The organism is Bradyrhizobium sp. LM2.9 (assembly GCF_054056555.1).
This window is the reverse complement of record NZ_JBSRYJ010000002.1, coordinates 7,281,190-7,295,289: the sequence shown is the minus strand read 5'-3', so window position 1 is coordinate 7,295,289 and position 14,100 is coordinate 7,281,190. Positions and strand designations below refer to the sequence as shown.

Below are 14,100 nucleotides of genomic sequence, written 5' to 3'. Positions count from 1 at the left end.
CAAGCTGATTAGCACGACCCAGTCTCCTTCCGGGCGTGCCGGGAACCGCTTGCATTCGCCGCAGCAGCGCGGCGAGGATTTGAGCGATCTGGGTTTGCGTCGTGGTCGACAGATTCGGCCACAGGCGCGGAATGTCGGCCGGACGGCCAGGTGAAGTTGCCAACGTCGGCAGGGGTCGATACGCAACGCGACCTGGAAGCGGTTGGTGGGTCATCGCGAATCACCTTCTCGTCGAGAAGGCTCAGACTCGCGCTCAAATGTTGCATCAATGGGATCAACATACGTGCGCTGATGTGCGGCAGATCGGCGGCGTTCGGGCCGGAAGTTGTCGTCTCGGCAAGATCCGTCGACGCGATCCGAACCGCCCGCGGCCGGCCGTCCGGCAGCGCGACAACGACGTACGCGGGACCGCGCCCCGGCCGCTCCTTCAGCACCTCAACCCGGTGCCCAAAAAGAAAATGATGCGGGTCGGTGATCGTGACGTGAGACACGAGCCGCTCGAGAATCGGGGTACTCTGACGTGTTCGGTGACCCCACCCTCGGCGATGCGATATTGGATCGCATCATTCACAATGCTCATCGCATCGAGCTCAAGGGCGACAGTCTGCGGCGTCAAGCCGGCGAACAGAAAAAGCCGTGAACACCTCGCGCACGATCGTCCCGCCGGACCACAGACCCCTCCCGCGCGCGCCGCTACGTCGCTCGTGGGGGCACTCCGCGCCGCGCACGGGGCCCTCCCATGGACCGCCAGAACGATCTTCGAACCAATCCGCCAGCCTTGACGAGGAGGCCGCTTCCAGCACAAATAAACTCGCCAGTCGTGTTCGTCTCCAGTGATCGCCATCATCTGGAATCCGTGATCACCATCGCCTGGAACGCCTGATCACCATCCCTGGAATGCGCAGCGGCCGGCCGGCAGCAAGCCTCGCCAAGCGGCTCATGCTGCCTGTTAGCAACGATACCTTGCTGCGGGTGGTTCGCCGGTGGACGGCGATGCCGACTGATCCATTGCTTGTTGTGGGTATCGATGACTGGGCGTTCCGGAGAAACCGTCGGTACGGGACCATCGTGTGCGATTTGGAGCGTCGGCGGATCGTTGCCTTGCTGCCCGACCGGGAAACGGCGACCGTTCAGGCGTGGCTGTCGAAGCACCCGGGCATCAACATTGTGTCGGGAGATCGCGGTGGTGGATATGGCGAGGCAGCAGCCAAGGCGCTCTCGAACGCCATCCAGGTCGCCGACCGCTGGCATCTGATGGAAAACGCGAGCGCGGCCTTCCTTGATGCGGTGAGCCGCTCCATGAGCAAAATCCGAACCGCAATCGGGGCGACGACGATCGATCCTAAACTGCTGACCTGTGCGGAAAAGCTTCGCTATCAGGGCTATCTGCGGCGCCAGGACAGCCATGCCGCAATTGCGGCTCTTGTCAGCGACGGTGTGCCGCTCAAGGAGATCATCCGCCGCACAGGACATAGTCGCAATCTGGTTCGCCAAATTAGTCGCGGCGGCGGTACGGATATGTTCCGCACCCGTCAAAGCACCCTGTCGCAACGGTGCCAAACTCTGGCGCCGTTTGAGAGAGCAAGGCTTTAAGGGATCGCTGCGCGTGGTGGCGGAATGGGCCACGCGACGCCGACGCGCCGAGACTATCAGCCGTCAACAATTGCAGAAGGTCCCCGCCGCCAGGACGACAGCGCAGTTGATGACGACGAAGCGCGACCACCTAACCAAGGCCGAGACCGTCACGGTTTCCGCTATTGAACAAAGCGTTCCTATGCTGGCCGATGCCCACGCTCTCGTTGGCCGCTTCCACGCGATGATCCGAAAGAGGGTCGACATCGAGCTCGAACCTTGGATAGATGAATCCAAGCAGAGCCTCATCGGCTCGTTCGCGAATGGCATTGCCAACGATAAGGGCGCGGTGCACGCGGCTATCACGCAACCATGGGCCAACGGCCAAGTGGAAGCTCAGATCACCAAGCTCAAGCTGGTCAAACGGCAAATGTACGGGCGCGCTAAGCTCGATCTCCTTCAGGCTAGGCTGATTGGCGCGCCATAAAAACAAACACGATCATCGAATATGCGTCAGAGCCCCCTTTGGATGCCGATCGGGGGCGCATTGCCTCACGCAGAATGTTACTGGACAACTTCTCGCCGATGACTGCAGCGGCGCCACCAAATTGCTTCGGTGGCCTCTATGGCGGGAAAGATCAGTATGGGCGCGCGGCGCGAAGTGATGTCGGCGGTGATGGAGCGTTACCGGTCGGCCACACGGGCGGAGAAGGGGCGGATCCTCGACGAGCTGTGCGCGACGACGGGCTGGCATCGCAAGCATGCGGTGCGCGCACTCCGGCGACGCGCGACGGTTGGGTCGAGCGAGGTCGAGGCACCGCAAGAGCGCAAGCGTAGATATGGTGCGACGATCAAGGACGCGATGACGGCGCTGTGGGAGGCGTCGGATCGGGTGTGCGGCAAGCGGCTCAAGGTGATGGTCCCGACCTTGCTGCCGGCGCTCGAGCAACATGGCCGATTGCGGCTTGGCCAGGCGGACCGTGATTGTGTTCTGGCCATCAGCGCCGCAACCATCGATCGCCTGCTCGTCGACGTGAAGATCGCGGCGAGCGGCGGCAGGCGGCGCCGTGCCGGATTCTATTCGGCAATCCGGCGCGAGGTCCCGATCCGCACGTTCAATGACTGGAACAGCCCGCTGCCCGGCTTCTGCGAGGTCGACATGGTAGCCCATGGCGGCACGTCGGTGGCTGGCTCGTTCATCCAGACCCTGACGATGGTCGATGTCGCCACTGGCTGGACGGAGTGCCTGCCGCTGTTGACGCGGGAAGGTTCGCTCGTCCTCGAGGCGATCAATCGGGCACAGAGCCTATTCCTTTCCCCTGGTTGTTGCGCGGGGTGGACTTCGACAATGACAGTGCCTTCATGAACGATGTCGTCGTGCCATGGTGTCGCGAACAGAAGCTCGAAGTCACACGCTCGCGCGCCTACAAGAAGAACGATCAGGCGTTTGTCGAGCAGAAGAATGGTGCCGTTGTGCGTCGCCTGATGGGCTACGGCCGCTTCGATGGCCTCGAGACGGCGCGCGCGATGGGCCGCCTCTATGCGGCGGCACGGCTTTACGTCAACTTCTTCCAGCCGTCGTTCAAGCTAAAGGAGAAGCGCCGCGAAGGGGCTAAAGTGATCAAGCGCTATCACCCCCCATCGACGCCCTATGAGCGTGCATTGGCGCGTCCAAAAGTGAGCGCGGCCGTGAAGAAACGGCTGCGCGATCAGTATCGCTCGCTCGATCCGGTCGCGCTGTTGGCCGAGATTCGCGCAACCCAGGACGAACTCGGCGATCGCGTCGATCGTCGTGCCGGACAGGCGCGCGGCCTGCAACCCGCCAGCACGAGCACCGCGCCAGCGACCGCAGCCTCTTTTGTGAAGACGCTCGGCAAGACGACGACGACCGGCGAGCCGCGTGCCACGCACCGGCGCACCCGTCGACCGTATAAAACCAGGGTTCGCATGCCGTCCAAGCTCGACCCGCATATTGCTGCGATCGAGGGCTGGCTCGCTACGCAACCGCAGCTAACTGCACTCGCCATCGTCGGCCGGCTCAGCGAGAAACACCCCGAGGAGTTCGGGACAAGACAGCATTCGATCGTGCAGCGTCTGCTGAGGGCGCTTAGACGGAAGACGGCCGAGCAGTTGGTCGCGGAGGAGCCGCTCGGCGAGGCCACCACTGCTGCCCCATTGCCCGGGGTTGTGGACGGCTCGGGCTATGTAGGGCCCGACCCGCCCACAGCCCCTCTCGTCGAGCAAGCCGGAAAAAGCCACTTGGCGCGGCCGATCAGCCGAGGTCGCATCGACCAGTGCAATGGCGCCGTCAGGGTAACATTCGCAGATGCGGCAATACGGGGGTCCCAGTCCAACGCCGATTGACAGCGTACCTGCTGAGCTAAACCGGGCAGCGGCCGGAGCGCTTCTCGCGCCGCATGGTCATTGCTAGGGATTCGCGATCCAGCAGGCGCATATCAGCTCATCGGACAGCTCGTGGGGTGGAAGCGACAGGTCTTCTGGCAATCTCCCGCAGTTTGCCATTGCCTGCGGCAATGCCGACGACCATCGCAAGTCAGCACGAGCGGCTTAGCGGCTGGGCCGTGCAGCGAGTGAACATTGGGATCGTACGTGCTCCTCCCGCCGACGCTTCAGACGCCTACCAATGTCTCAACCAAGTTCACCCAATAGCCGATGCCATACGGCAAAGCTTCGTCGTTAAAATCATATGCCGGGTTGTGCACACCAGCGGTCGGTCCGTTTCCAATGAAAATCAGAGCGCCTGGCCGCGCCTCAAGCATGTAAGCGAAATCCTCCGCCCCCATGCGGGGTTTAATGCTCTCGTCAACGGAACCGGACCCGACGAGACTGCGTGCCGCCCTGATCGCCAAATTAGTCTCCTGGATGTGATTGAAGGTCACCGGGACCGACCGACGGTACTTGAAGTCGATATCTGCGCCAAATGCGCTCGCGATGCCCTGGGCGGCTGCCATGATCTGGCGTTCGGCGAAGTCTCTCAAGTCAGGGACGTGGGTTCTGACCGTGCCAGCCATTTCGACCTGATCAGCGATGATGTTGTAAGCATTGGCAGCATTCAACTTCGTCACGGAGATCACGAGCGAATCGATTGGATTGATTTTGCGTGAAACGAGAGTTTGTATGCCGACAATGATCTGTGCGGCAATCACGACTGGATCGATGGTCTCATGCGGCTTAGCCGCATGGCCGTCCCGGCCCTTTACGATAATGTCGAAATCGTCCTGCGACGCCATGATAGGCCCGCCGCAAATGCTGAATTTGCCAACCTCGGTGCCCGGCGCGTTGTGCATCCCAAAGATTTTGGAGATGCTGAAACGATCCATGATTCCTTCCTGAACCATTCTTAGGCCGCCAGACGGAAGTTCGACTTCTTCCGCAGGCTGAAAGATCAAAGCAACGCAGCCTTTAAAGTTGCGCGTGCTGGCAAGGTATTTCGCGGCACCCAACAACATGGCGGTATGACCATCGTGACCGCACGCGTGCATTTTACCGGGTGCTTTCGACGACCAGGGCTTGCTTGAGGCCTCGAGGATCGGCAAGGCGTCCATGTCCGCCCTTAGCGCGATGGTGGGTCCGTCTCCGCCCCTCCCCTGGATCAATGCAACGATACCGGTTTCAGCTATCTCCGTCTCAATATGATTGATACCGAAGGAAGCCAGCTTCTCGGTCACGAACCCAGCCGTGTTATGCAGCCGATAATCCAGCTCAGGATTTTCATGAAGGTAGCGACGCCACTCGGTTGCCTCTCGTTGCAGATCTCGGAAAGTGTCCACGCCGTGCATGTCAGACCTCAATTTGTGAGTTCAATACGATACGGCACTGTAGAAGCCCGGCGGATGCGCCATGCTTTCGGGCCTCTTCGAGCACCTTCTGTTGCTGTCAGCCACATGCCCTCCCAGCTTTGCGTCTGACTGGACATTGAGGTCTCGCCGGAACACGTGAACGAGACACGGCGAGGCAGCCTCTATCCATCGAAAATTATGGAACACTTCTCAAGGTTAGGCGAAAACTCAGCATGCTCTTCGCCCGATCCCGCACATTTGGGGTGCTAGCGTTCTCTTAGTTCGCGACAACCGGTATTGTTCGAGAAGCCCGAGAAGTGAGCAGTTGGGCCCCAGAGTCGGTCACGACGACGACCTCTTCGTGCAGCATCAACTTCGGCGATCCGTCAAAATATGACGGGTATGAGGTGCTTGGTTCAATGTTGATGATCATGCCTGGTCTTAGGATCGTCTTGTCAGCAGGCTGCACCGAGGGCAACTCCGGCATCCATAAACCCATCGAATGTCCCATTCGTCCGATGTTCGTGGCCTTACCGCGATTGTTTGAGCCATTTAGGACATCTGACATTGCGCGCCATACATTGCAGATCGGAGTACCTGGTTTAACGGCGGCGATTCCCGCTTCAGTGGCGCCCCAAACGATTTGATAGGCATCTTGGGTGTGCCGATCAGGCGCGCCGAAAGCAAAATGTCGATCGAAGTCGCTCCAATAAAAGTCAAATAGGCAGCCGGCATCAATAAACAGCAGGTCACCATCCGAGAGAACTTTGTCGCTCGGAACACCGTAGGGGCGTGTATAACCGCCGCGGCCAGAAACACCCACTATCTTAGCCGTCTTTTCGACTCCGCGATTGAAGCATTCGAGCTCGAAGACCCGACACGCCTCCCGTTCCGTCATACCCAAACGCAGCTTTGGCGCCAGGTTGTCAAATGCTTCCGAGACAAGCTTACATACAGTTCGAATTCGGTCGACCTCTAATGGAGATTTGATCATCCGCAACGGAGTGAAAATCGGATCCGATGCATCTACAAATATCCGAGGTTTGATCGCTGCCGCAACACGTAAGAAATCTCCCGTAGGGAAGCCAAGTCTGCTTTCGGCGCCAAGCTCTATGCCGATTTTCGCATGCTCCGGTAATAGTTCGCACAATGCTCCGGCGAGGGCCGACACCCCCTCATCCTTTGGATTCGGACTGGGCCAGCTCCGGCACAGCGTGATCGTGTCCCTTGGCGTGGGGTAGCTGGCGGTGGATCACCGCGTTCGGCGGCAAGGGCCGGGCCGGTCAGCTGGCGATAGCCGTGAGGCTGACGCTCGGATCATCGCTCAACGGCGCGATGGTTTCCAGTGTCATGTAGCGAGCGCGTTGGACCGCCCATTCATCGTTTTGCTCGAGGAGGATCGCGCCGATGAGGCGGACGATGGCATCCTCGTTGGGGAAGATGCCGACCACCTCGGTTCGTCGCTTGATCTCGCCATTGAGGCGCTCGATCGGGTTGGTGGAGTGCAGCTTGGTCCGGTGCTGCGGCGAGAAGGTCATATAGGAGAGGACGTCGGTCTCGGCTTCGTCGAGGAAGCATGCCAACTTCGGCAGCTTGGGGCGGAGCTGATCGGAGACCTTGCGCCATTGCGTTCGTGCGGCGTCCGCATCGTCCTGGGCGAACGCGGTGGCGATGAAGGCGGAGACGACACGGCGGCCACTCTTGCCGGCATGCGCCAGCGCATTACGCATGAAGTGAACGCGGCAGCGCTGCCAACTGGCGTTGAGTACCTTGGCCACGGTGGCCTTGATGCCCTCGTGGGCGTCGGACACGACCAGCTTGACGCCGCGCAGGCGGCGGCGGGCGAGCTTGCGCAGGAACGCCGTCCAGAACGTCTCGGCCTCTGACGGGCCGATATCCATGCCGAGAACTTCGCGGCGGCCGTCGCTGTTGACGCCGACCGCGACGATCACCGCGACCGACACGATGCGGCCATTCTGGCGCACCTTCACATAGGTCCGTCGATCCACAGATAGGGCCAGTCGCCCTCGATCGGACGGCCAAGGAACGCCTTCACCTTGTCGTCGATCTCGCCGCACAGCCGGCTGACCTGGCTCTTGGAGATGCCGGTCATGCCCATCGCCTGCACCAGATCGTCCACCGAACGGGTCGAGACGCCCTGCACGTAGGCTTCCTGCACCACGGCGGTGAGCGCCTTCTCGGCCATCCGGCGCGGCTCCAGGAAACCCGGGAAGTAGGAGCCCTTGCGCAGCTTGGGGATGCGCAGCTCGACGGCGCCGGCACGGGTCTCCCAGATCCGGTCGCGGTAACCGTTGCGCTGGGCCAGGCGTTCGGGATTCTTCTCGCCATAGGCCGCCCCGGTCTGGCCTCCCACTTCCAGCTCCATCAGACGCTGGGCGGCAAAGCCGATCATCTCGCGCAGCAGATCGGCGTCGGGGGTCTTCTCTACCAGCGTGCGCAGGTTCATCATGTCGTCGGTCATCGGTGGCTCCTCGGTTGCGTTGGCGTGTCGCAACCCGATCCTGCCGGAGAACTGCCGGTGACCACCGCAAAGCCGCCCGCCCGCTACGGCGCAATTGGGGGCGCGCGTCCGGGCGGCTTTGCTCTACCGAGCTACACCACCACCGGGGACACGACCAGAAGCCGTTTTACCCAGGTCGTCTCCTTATAAAACTGATCGATTCCCTCTGGAACGACTGCAACAGCCTCATCGGACGAGAGAATAAGAAGAAAGCGGGGCCGAGTTGTCTGCTGCGGCGTCGTGCTAGGCTCGCCGACAAAATATCGTAAATTGTGTTCGGAGGTTACCAGAAGCGCGTCAATGGCATGTTCTCTCATCGAACGCCGGGCTTGTTCGACCCGATCTTCGTATTCGGCCCGCGGAAAGGGAGCGTAAGGAATCGTTCTGATGGAACCAGAACCTAGAGAGCATTCATGGCGTTTCTCCTAAAAATGCACCGCGCGGGCGCCAACGGGCAAGTTCAACAAGCTCGCTGTGCAGCACGCCGACTTCGACGACTCGCGCCCCCGCGTGATCATTCGGCAAGATCCTTGGCCTTCAAAGCCGTGCGTCGCTGTTTATGCGAAAGCATTGGGACGCCAAGTTCCTCGGCAAGCAAGCGCGCATCGGCCTTGTAGGGCGCTTTGAGCTTATCGTGGTACACGATGGCTTGAATTCCGCCCACGATTGAATGAATCCACGCACGCTCTTAGATTGATCAATCGACTTTCGTGATCATAGCCGCCAGACACCAGCCAATGATTGGGCAGGACGTGACTAGCTGCTATCGGGAGGTTGTCGAATGACTGCAACACCGCGGTTGTGAAGCTTGGTTCAAAGTGGACGCCGCCGACACAGAGGACGGCACGCACAGGTTCATCCATCCGATCGGACGTATGCAGAAGAGCTCTCGCCAGCACTCGGGCGGCAAGGAGATTTGCCCAATCGTCTGGCGGGCTTCCGATCTCGATGTCCATTGCAGAAGGGCCTCAAGTCCGCGAGACAGGTCCCAGCATAACCGGCTTTGACGCCTGACCAGTGAGTCGCCTCTAAGTAGGTGCGAAAGTTATGAATATCAGAGGTTACGCGCTCGGCCTCAATGGCAAGAAGCAGCCCTCGAGTAATTCGGGGGTCAACTTTGCTGAAAGTCCCCGTAGCCAGGTCGCCAGTCGTTTGAACCGAGAAAATGGCGTTTGGCGCATTGGCACCCTCGTGCCAATTCACTATGCCGATGACATCGGCGTCACCGAACCGCTCATTGAAGAGTGGTGCGTAGCGGGCATAATCGTTACTTACGACCTCGTTAGTGCGTACGATCGAAACGATAGTGTCGCGCAGGCGCGGGACCTCGAGCACCGGATGTCCATCAATCCCGAGCCCCGTCGAAACAACGGTGGATCCGGTCATGATGGCGTTCAGAACGTGACCCGCCACCGGATCTTTTTCGCGGTCAACGCAAAAGATAAAGACGGCACGTCTCACTGCCTCCCTCCTTCAATTTCACTCGGGATTGAGAGCGTACGAGTCGGCCCCGAGCGCGGCTCCCGAGTTCCAAGAGCAGCGCACTGAAGAAAGTCGGGCGCCCGGCCTCAAGAGACCCACCAAGGCGTGCCTCAGCGCGCTTCAACACGGCGCCGGGCACAAGGTGACGTTCGTGGTCGGCCGAAGCCTTCGACGGAGCTGCGGTCGGAACCCGCGTCAGCCGGGAAGGACTGCACTTATCTGCCGAAGCGATGACAAGGGTCGAATTCATAGTGCGCTGATCGCAAATCAAATGCACCGCTGACCGGAAGCAGCATCATCGTCTCCATAGGGCCTAAGAACCACCCGTCGGACGGAGTGACCGGATCACGTTTGCAGACCTCGCAGCCAGGGCGACGAGTTCGGCATCAAGCTCGACGCTGACCAGTTGGCCGGGGATGGATCATCAGGGTGCGTGCCGGGAATCATCCAGACACATTTCGAGGAGCACTGATAGCGGTGTTCACGCATTCAGATGCGATGAGCAGCGCACAATCGGCCTTCAAGGTCATTTCGAACGCAAGACTGAGAGTCCTCAAATTGCGGACGGGCCCGGCGGCACTTCACTGCTGCTTTACCTGAATGCTGGCGTTCTGGCTGGGACCATCAACGCCGCGTGAGACCGGCGGGATAATCGTAAGCCCAGATACAGCGAATTCTTGACACCAAATTGCATGAGACGCGCGGCTTTGAGAGGCGCTACGTCATCGTCGCTGCCCGGACATTAGACCGGCTTTTGTGCTCTCGTCGTGCGTTTTTTTGGATGAGCTTGCAGCATTGCTGCGACTAGCGGGCTATTGTGCTGAAAAGCGGCGACATCCCGCGCGGCTACAATCGGCATCAGCGGCTTCATCCGGCTGATCTTAGTGGCGAAAGAGCGTTCTCCCAGCGACTCCGATGCGGTGTGATTGTCGCGTGGTTCGTGAGCTCTCTTGACGTGTAGGCCGCACGTCTGAAAGTGTCGTGACGCCTGACGATGGTGTGCGGGAGAGTGCGGTGGGCCGACAGGCCCATCGCCGCCGACGGAGCAACTCCCCAAGGAAACTCTCAGGCCCAGGACTGCACACCGAGGACGATCTGGAGAGAGGTGCCGGTTGGTACCCACCGAAGGGGACCGTTGTCTATCAGGATAGCGGAGAAAGCTTCAGGTGCACGGACAGATTTGGGGACGGAGTTGTGGCGGAAGCCGTTTCACCGTTCATTCATCCCTGTCTTGGAGCATACGATGAGCACGATCATCAGTATCGGATCTGGTGTCACCGAAGTTACAACTGCCTATGCCTTGGCCTGCCGCGGCTATTCGGTCACGATCTTTGATCGCCAACGTTATCCCGCAATGGACACTTCGTTTGCAAATGGCGGCCAATTGTCGGCAAGCAATGCCGAAGTCTGGAATAGTCTCGCAACGATCGTAAAAGGCGTGAAATGGATGCTGCGCAAGAACGCACCATTGCTGCTGAACCCCAAGCCCCAGTTTTCACAAGTATTCTTGGCTCGCCGAGTTCGTAGGTCAGATCCGTCACTACCGCCGCAATACGATCGAGACGACGAAGCTCGCGATCGCCGCGCGGCAATATTTGTTTGAGCTTGCCGACCGGGAGAGCATCGACTTCGACTTGGAGCGACGAGGAATATTGCACGTATATTCGAGTAAGGCAGATTTCGACGCGGCTTCTCGGGTAAATCAGTTGCTGCTGCAGGGCGGATTGGATCGCCGCCCCGTGACGCCTTCCGAAATGCTCGCCATAGAGCCAGCGCTCAGTACTACGGCGGTTTCTTTACCCCCTCTGATTCAACCGGCGACATTCACAAGTTCCACGCGTGGTCTCGCTGCGGCTTGCGAACGAAAGGGTGTGCGCTTTATCTTTGGTGCGGAGATCTGCGACATGCGAGCCGATCAAGACGGTGTGGTCGTACGCTGGCAACAAGGTCCTCTGAGGGAGGAACTTAAAGCTGAAAGGGCAGTGGTCTGCGCTGGGGTCGGCAGCCGCCGCATTGCTTCAATGCTGGGGGACAAGGTAAACATTTATCCCGTCAAGGGGTACTCCATCACGGTAGAGCTGCGGGACAAAACGAGCCAAAAGGCTGCGCCCCGTGTCAGCCTGCTCGACGAGGCCACCAAGATCGTGACCAGCCGGTTGGGAGAAGATCGCTTCCGCGTCGCAGGGACCGCCGAGTTCAATGGCGAGAACCGCGACATCCGCTGGGACCGCATCAAGCCTTTGGTACGCTGGGTAGAGCGAGCGCTCCCGAATGTGTCTACCGCACAAGTGGTGCCATGGGCGGGCCTGCGTTCTATGACACCTAGCATGATGCCGAGGGTCGGCCGAGGCAAACGGCCGAATATTTTCTACAACACCGGGCACGGTCATCTGGGCTGGACATTATCCGCTATCACAGCTGAGATGGTTGCCGACGTCATTGCGACAGACGACAGTAAAGCTCGGTCGAGCGTAACCGGTATGAGCTCCCACGTCTGCGGTGATCAGCGGGCGCGAGCGTAGCGGATCGGCATCCAGTATTGGCGCATGGCCTCGACGGCCGCTGGAAGATCGGCGTGGGCGTTGCGCAGAAAATCCCTGGTCTCGCGCCCGCTTCGTGCCGGTCCGAGCAACGGCCGGCCCTGATCGTCGCGACAGTGCAGCAGGATGGGCAGAAGCAGGCCATGATTGACGTTGCTGGCGTCCAGCAACGGCGCCCACGCCGACGGCCTGAGCCGCGTTGCGGCATAGAATCCCTGGCACCAGGGTCGCGGATCGACGTCGCCATTGGCTTTGCGCCGGTGCATCGGCTCGAACTGGCTAGGCGTGGTCGAAAGGATCTGGCTGATCTCGTTGTGGCGCAGCGCGACGGCGGAGATCGCTGCGAACTCCGGAGTGCCGCCGTGGTTGAAAGCATCGGCATCGATGGCGAGCAGCGGGCAGATCCAGTCGAGCGGGCTGATCGACACCGGTCCGGCCACGATCGCGGCGACGTAGCCATCGAGCATGGGGAGACTGGTGGCGGCAGGGTGCCGATCGACACGAACCTGGAGCCACCGCTCGAGCTCCGCAAGCGGCATCGCGGCTGCGGCCATCGACGACGATGCTGAATGGCGACGCGGGCTCATGCGGCGGCTTGTGCGATGCGCTCGCGGGCCGCCTTCCAGTTCCAGGCGAGCAGCTCGTGCAGCTGATGGCTCTTGGTTCGCCCAGACACGATGCGCTCCAGCACGTCGGACAAGTAGGCCTGCAGATCGAGCTCATGAAGCTTTGCTGTGTTCACGATCGACGACAGGATCGCCCAGCTCTCGGCGCCGCCTTCGCTGCCGCTGAACAATGAGTTGCGTCTTCCCATTGCAATCGGGCGCATGGAACGCTCGACCGTGTTGGGATCGACCTCGACGCGGCCGTCGCGAAGAAACAGCGTCAGTCCGTCCCAGTGATTGAGCGCGTAGTTGATGGCCTCGGCCAGCTTCGACTGGGAGAAGAGCTGGCCGACCGTTGCCGTCAGCCGCGCCTTGAGCGCCGCCATCAGTGGTGCGGTCCTGGTGCGGCGGGCGGCAAGCCGCTGCTCGGCACTGCTGCCGCGGATCTCGGCCTCGATGGCATAGACCGCCTGCAACCGTTCGATCACCTCGCGAGCGAATGGCGACTGGGTCGTCTTGTAGACCTCGACAAATTTGCGCCGGGCATGGGCGAGGCAGAAAGCGAGCTGGATCGCGCTGCCATGACCGCGGGCGAGCGCCTTGTAGGCGGCATAACCATCCACCTGGAGAATGCCGGAAAAGCCGGTCAATTGTCCGGCGATCTCCTCGGTGCCGCGGCCGCCGGCGAACACGTAGGCGACCGCCGGCGGCGCGGGGCCGCCCCACGGGCGGTCATCCATGGCATGCGCCCAGAACTGGCAGATGCGGGGGCGATGTTGTCCGGGATCGAGCACCGGCATCGGCGTCTCGTCGCAGAACACGCGCGGCGAGGCCTGGATCGTGCGCAGCTGGAGCTCATAGAGGCTCTTGAGCCACCAGGCCGCACGCTTCACCCAGCCGGCCAGCGTCGCGCGGTCGAGATGAAGGCCCTGACCGGCCAGAATCTGCACCTGCCGATACAGCGGCAGATACCAAGCAAACTTCGACACCACCACGTGGGTCACCAGCGCCGTTGAGGCCATGCCGCTCTCGATCAGTCGCGGCAGCACCTTCGCCTGCACCACGCCGTCGGTGCAGCCGCGGCAGGCGTATTTGGGACGGATCGTGCGCAGCACCCGCAGGATCGCCGGGATCACGTCCAGCACCTCGCTGACGTCCTCGCCGATCTTATGCAGGCGGCCGTCGCAACACGGGCACGCTGTCGCGTCCGGCTCCAGCACCTGCTCACAGCGTGGCAGGTGCTTGGGCAGCGCGCCGATGTTGCGGCGGGCCTTCTTGCGCGGCTTACCAGCCGGCTTGGTCGCAGCCGCATCGTCGTTGGCCGGCGCAGCTGGTGTGACCGCCGGTCTCCAGATCGTCCAGCTCGAGCGCGAGCTGCTCGTCCACGAGCACCGCAAGTCACTCCGAGCGCTTCCCGAAGATCATCTCCTTGAGCGCTGCATCGCCAACGTAGCTTCTCGTTCTCGGCGTCAAGCGCGAGCACCATCTCGGTCAGAGCTGCGGTGTCGGTCGGGAGAGCGTCGGGACGAATCGCCATGATCAAACGATACATCCGCACGCCACAGCCTCCAGCGAAATCC

12 protein-coding genes, 4 pseudogenes and 1 riboswitch are annotated in these 14,100 nt (G+C 61.0%); of the genes and pseudogenes, 6 read left to right on the top strand and 10 right to left on the bottom strand.

All coding sequences use genetic code 11. From position 1 onward, the window contains the following. Positions 1-8 precede the first annotated feature (8 nt). Positions 9-491 (bottom strand): hypothetical protein, encoded by a 483-nt coding sequence (locus ACVWW3_RS37100; RefSeq protein WP_456651406.1) that lies wholly within the window; start codon positions 489-491, stop codon positions 9-11. 20 nt (positions 492-511) lie between these two features. Between ACVWW3_RS37100 and ACVWW3_RS37095 the strand changes: the two are divergent. The 4 genes and pseudogenes from ACVWW3_RS37095 to ACVWW3_RS37080 form a co-directional block, all read left to right on the top strand. Next, a pseudogene (locus ACVWW3_RS37095) lies at positions 512-640 on the top strand (ATP-binding protein); the annotation flags it as partial. A 227-nt stretch (positions 641-867) separates the two neighbouring features. Continuing rightward, positions 868-2,059, top strand: a pseudogene (locus ACVWW3_RS37090) (ISL3 family transposase); the annotation flags it as partial. Positions 2,060-2,197: 138 nt separating this feature from the next. Next, on the top strand, positions 2,198-2,938 hold the full coding sequence (locus tag ACVWW3_RS37085) for a hypothetical protein (RefSeq protein WP_456672340.1): 741 nt from the start codon (positions 2,198-2,200) through the stop codon (positions 2,936-2,938). Further along, positions 2,935-3,936 (top strand): hypothetical protein, encoded by a 1,002-nt coding sequence (locus ACVWW3_RS37080; RefSeq protein WP_456672339.1) that lies wholly within the window; start codon positions 2,935-2,937, stop codon positions 3,934-3,936. The genes ACVWW3_RS37085 and ACVWW3_RS37080 overlap by 4 nt, the downstream gene beginning before the upstream one ends. A 266-nt stretch (positions 3,937-4,202) precedes the next feature. Here ACVWW3_RS37080 and ACVWW3_RS37075 read toward each other — a convergent pair whose 3' ends face one another. The 7 genes and pseudogenes from ACVWW3_RS37075 to ACVWW3_RS37045 all read right to left on the bottom strand — a co-directional run bounded on the left by ACVWW3_RS37075 (position 4,203) and on the right by ACVWW3_RS37045 (position 9,354). Then, complete coding sequence (locus ACVWW3_RS37075; protein ID WP_456651408.1) at positions 4,203-5,372, bottom strand: M20 aminoacylase family protein; 1,170 nt, start codon at positions 5,370-5,372, stop codon at positions 4,203-4,205. A 277-nt stretch (positions 5,373-5,649) separates the two neighbouring features. Then, entirely contained in the window at positions 5,650-6,543 is an 894-nt protein-coding gene (locus tag ACVWW3_RS37070) for a M24 family metallopeptidase (protein WP_456651409.1), read from the bottom strand. Between the two features lie 112 nt (positions 6,544-6,655). After that, positions 6,656-7,854, bottom strand: a pseudogene (locus ACVWW3_RS37065) (IS256 family transposase). A 131-nt stretch (positions 7,855-7,985) separates the two neighbouring features. Then, a complete protein-coding gene (locus tag ACVWW3_RS37060) occupies positions 7,986-8,273 on the bottom strand; it encodes an aminopeptidase P family N-terminal domain-containing protein (protein WP_456672443.1) in 288 nt (95 codons plus the stop codon). Between the two features lie 134 nt (positions 8,274-8,407). Further along, a complete protein-coding gene (locus ACVWW3_RS37055; protein ID WP_456672472.1) occupies positions 8,408-8,557 on the bottom strand; it encodes a hypothetical protein in 150 nt (49 codons plus the stop codon). After that, entirely contained in the window at positions 8,523-8,849 is a 327-nt protein-coding gene (locus ACVWW3_RS37050; protein WP_456672338.1) for a D-aminoacyl-tRNA deacylase, read from the bottom strand. The genes ACVWW3_RS37055 and ACVWW3_RS37050 overlap by 35 nt, the downstream gene beginning before the upstream one ends. Further along, positions 8,749-9,354 carry a hypothetical protein gene (locus tag ACVWW3_RS37045; protein WP_456672471.1) on the bottom strand — a complete coding sequence of 202 codons (606 nt, stop codon included), beginning with the start codon at positions 9,352-9,354 and terminating at the stop codon, positions 8,749-8,751. Before ACVWW3_RS37045 ends, ACVWW3_RS37050 begins: the two co-directional genes overlap by 101 nt. Before the next feature lie 1,013 nt (positions 9,355-10,367). Beyond that, positions 10,368-10,465: riboswitch (glycine riboswitch) on the top strand. Positions 10,466-10,618: 153 nt separating this feature from the next. Between ACVWW3_RS37045 and ACVWW3_RS37040 the strand changes: the two genes are divergently transcribed. Continuing rightward, positions 10,619-10,978 (top strand): FAD-dependent oxidoreductase, encoded by a 360-nt coding sequence (locus ACVWW3_RS37040; RefSeq protein WP_456672337.1) that lies wholly within the window; start codon positions 10,619-10,621, stop codon positions 10,976-10,978. Further along, a complete protein-coding gene (locus ACVWW3_RS37035) occupies positions 10,971-11,897 on the top strand; it encodes an FAD-dependent oxidoreductase (RefSeq protein ID WP_456672336.1) in 927 nt (308 codons plus the stop codon). The genes ACVWW3_RS37040 and ACVWW3_RS37035 overlap by 8 nt, the downstream gene beginning before the upstream one ends. Here ACVWW3_RS37035 and ACVWW3_RS37030 read toward each other — a convergent pair. Both ACVWW3_RS37030 and tnpC read right to left on the bottom strand, forming a co-directional pair. Next, the gene (locus ACVWW3_RS37030; protein ID WP_456651413.1) at positions 11,879-12,502 is read right to left on the bottom strand and encodes a UPF0149 family protein; all 624 of its coding nucleotides are present in this window, start codon (positions 12,500-12,502) and stop codon (positions 11,879-11,881) included. The genes ACVWW3_RS37035 and ACVWW3_RS37030 overlap by 19 nt on opposite strands. Further along, a pseudogene (tnpC, locus tag ACVWW3_RS37025) lies at positions 12,499-14,057 on the bottom strand (IS66 family transposase). Before tnpC ends, ACVWW3_RS37030 begins: the two are co-directional and overlap by 4 nt. Positions 14,058-14,100: the final 43 nt, after the last annotated feature.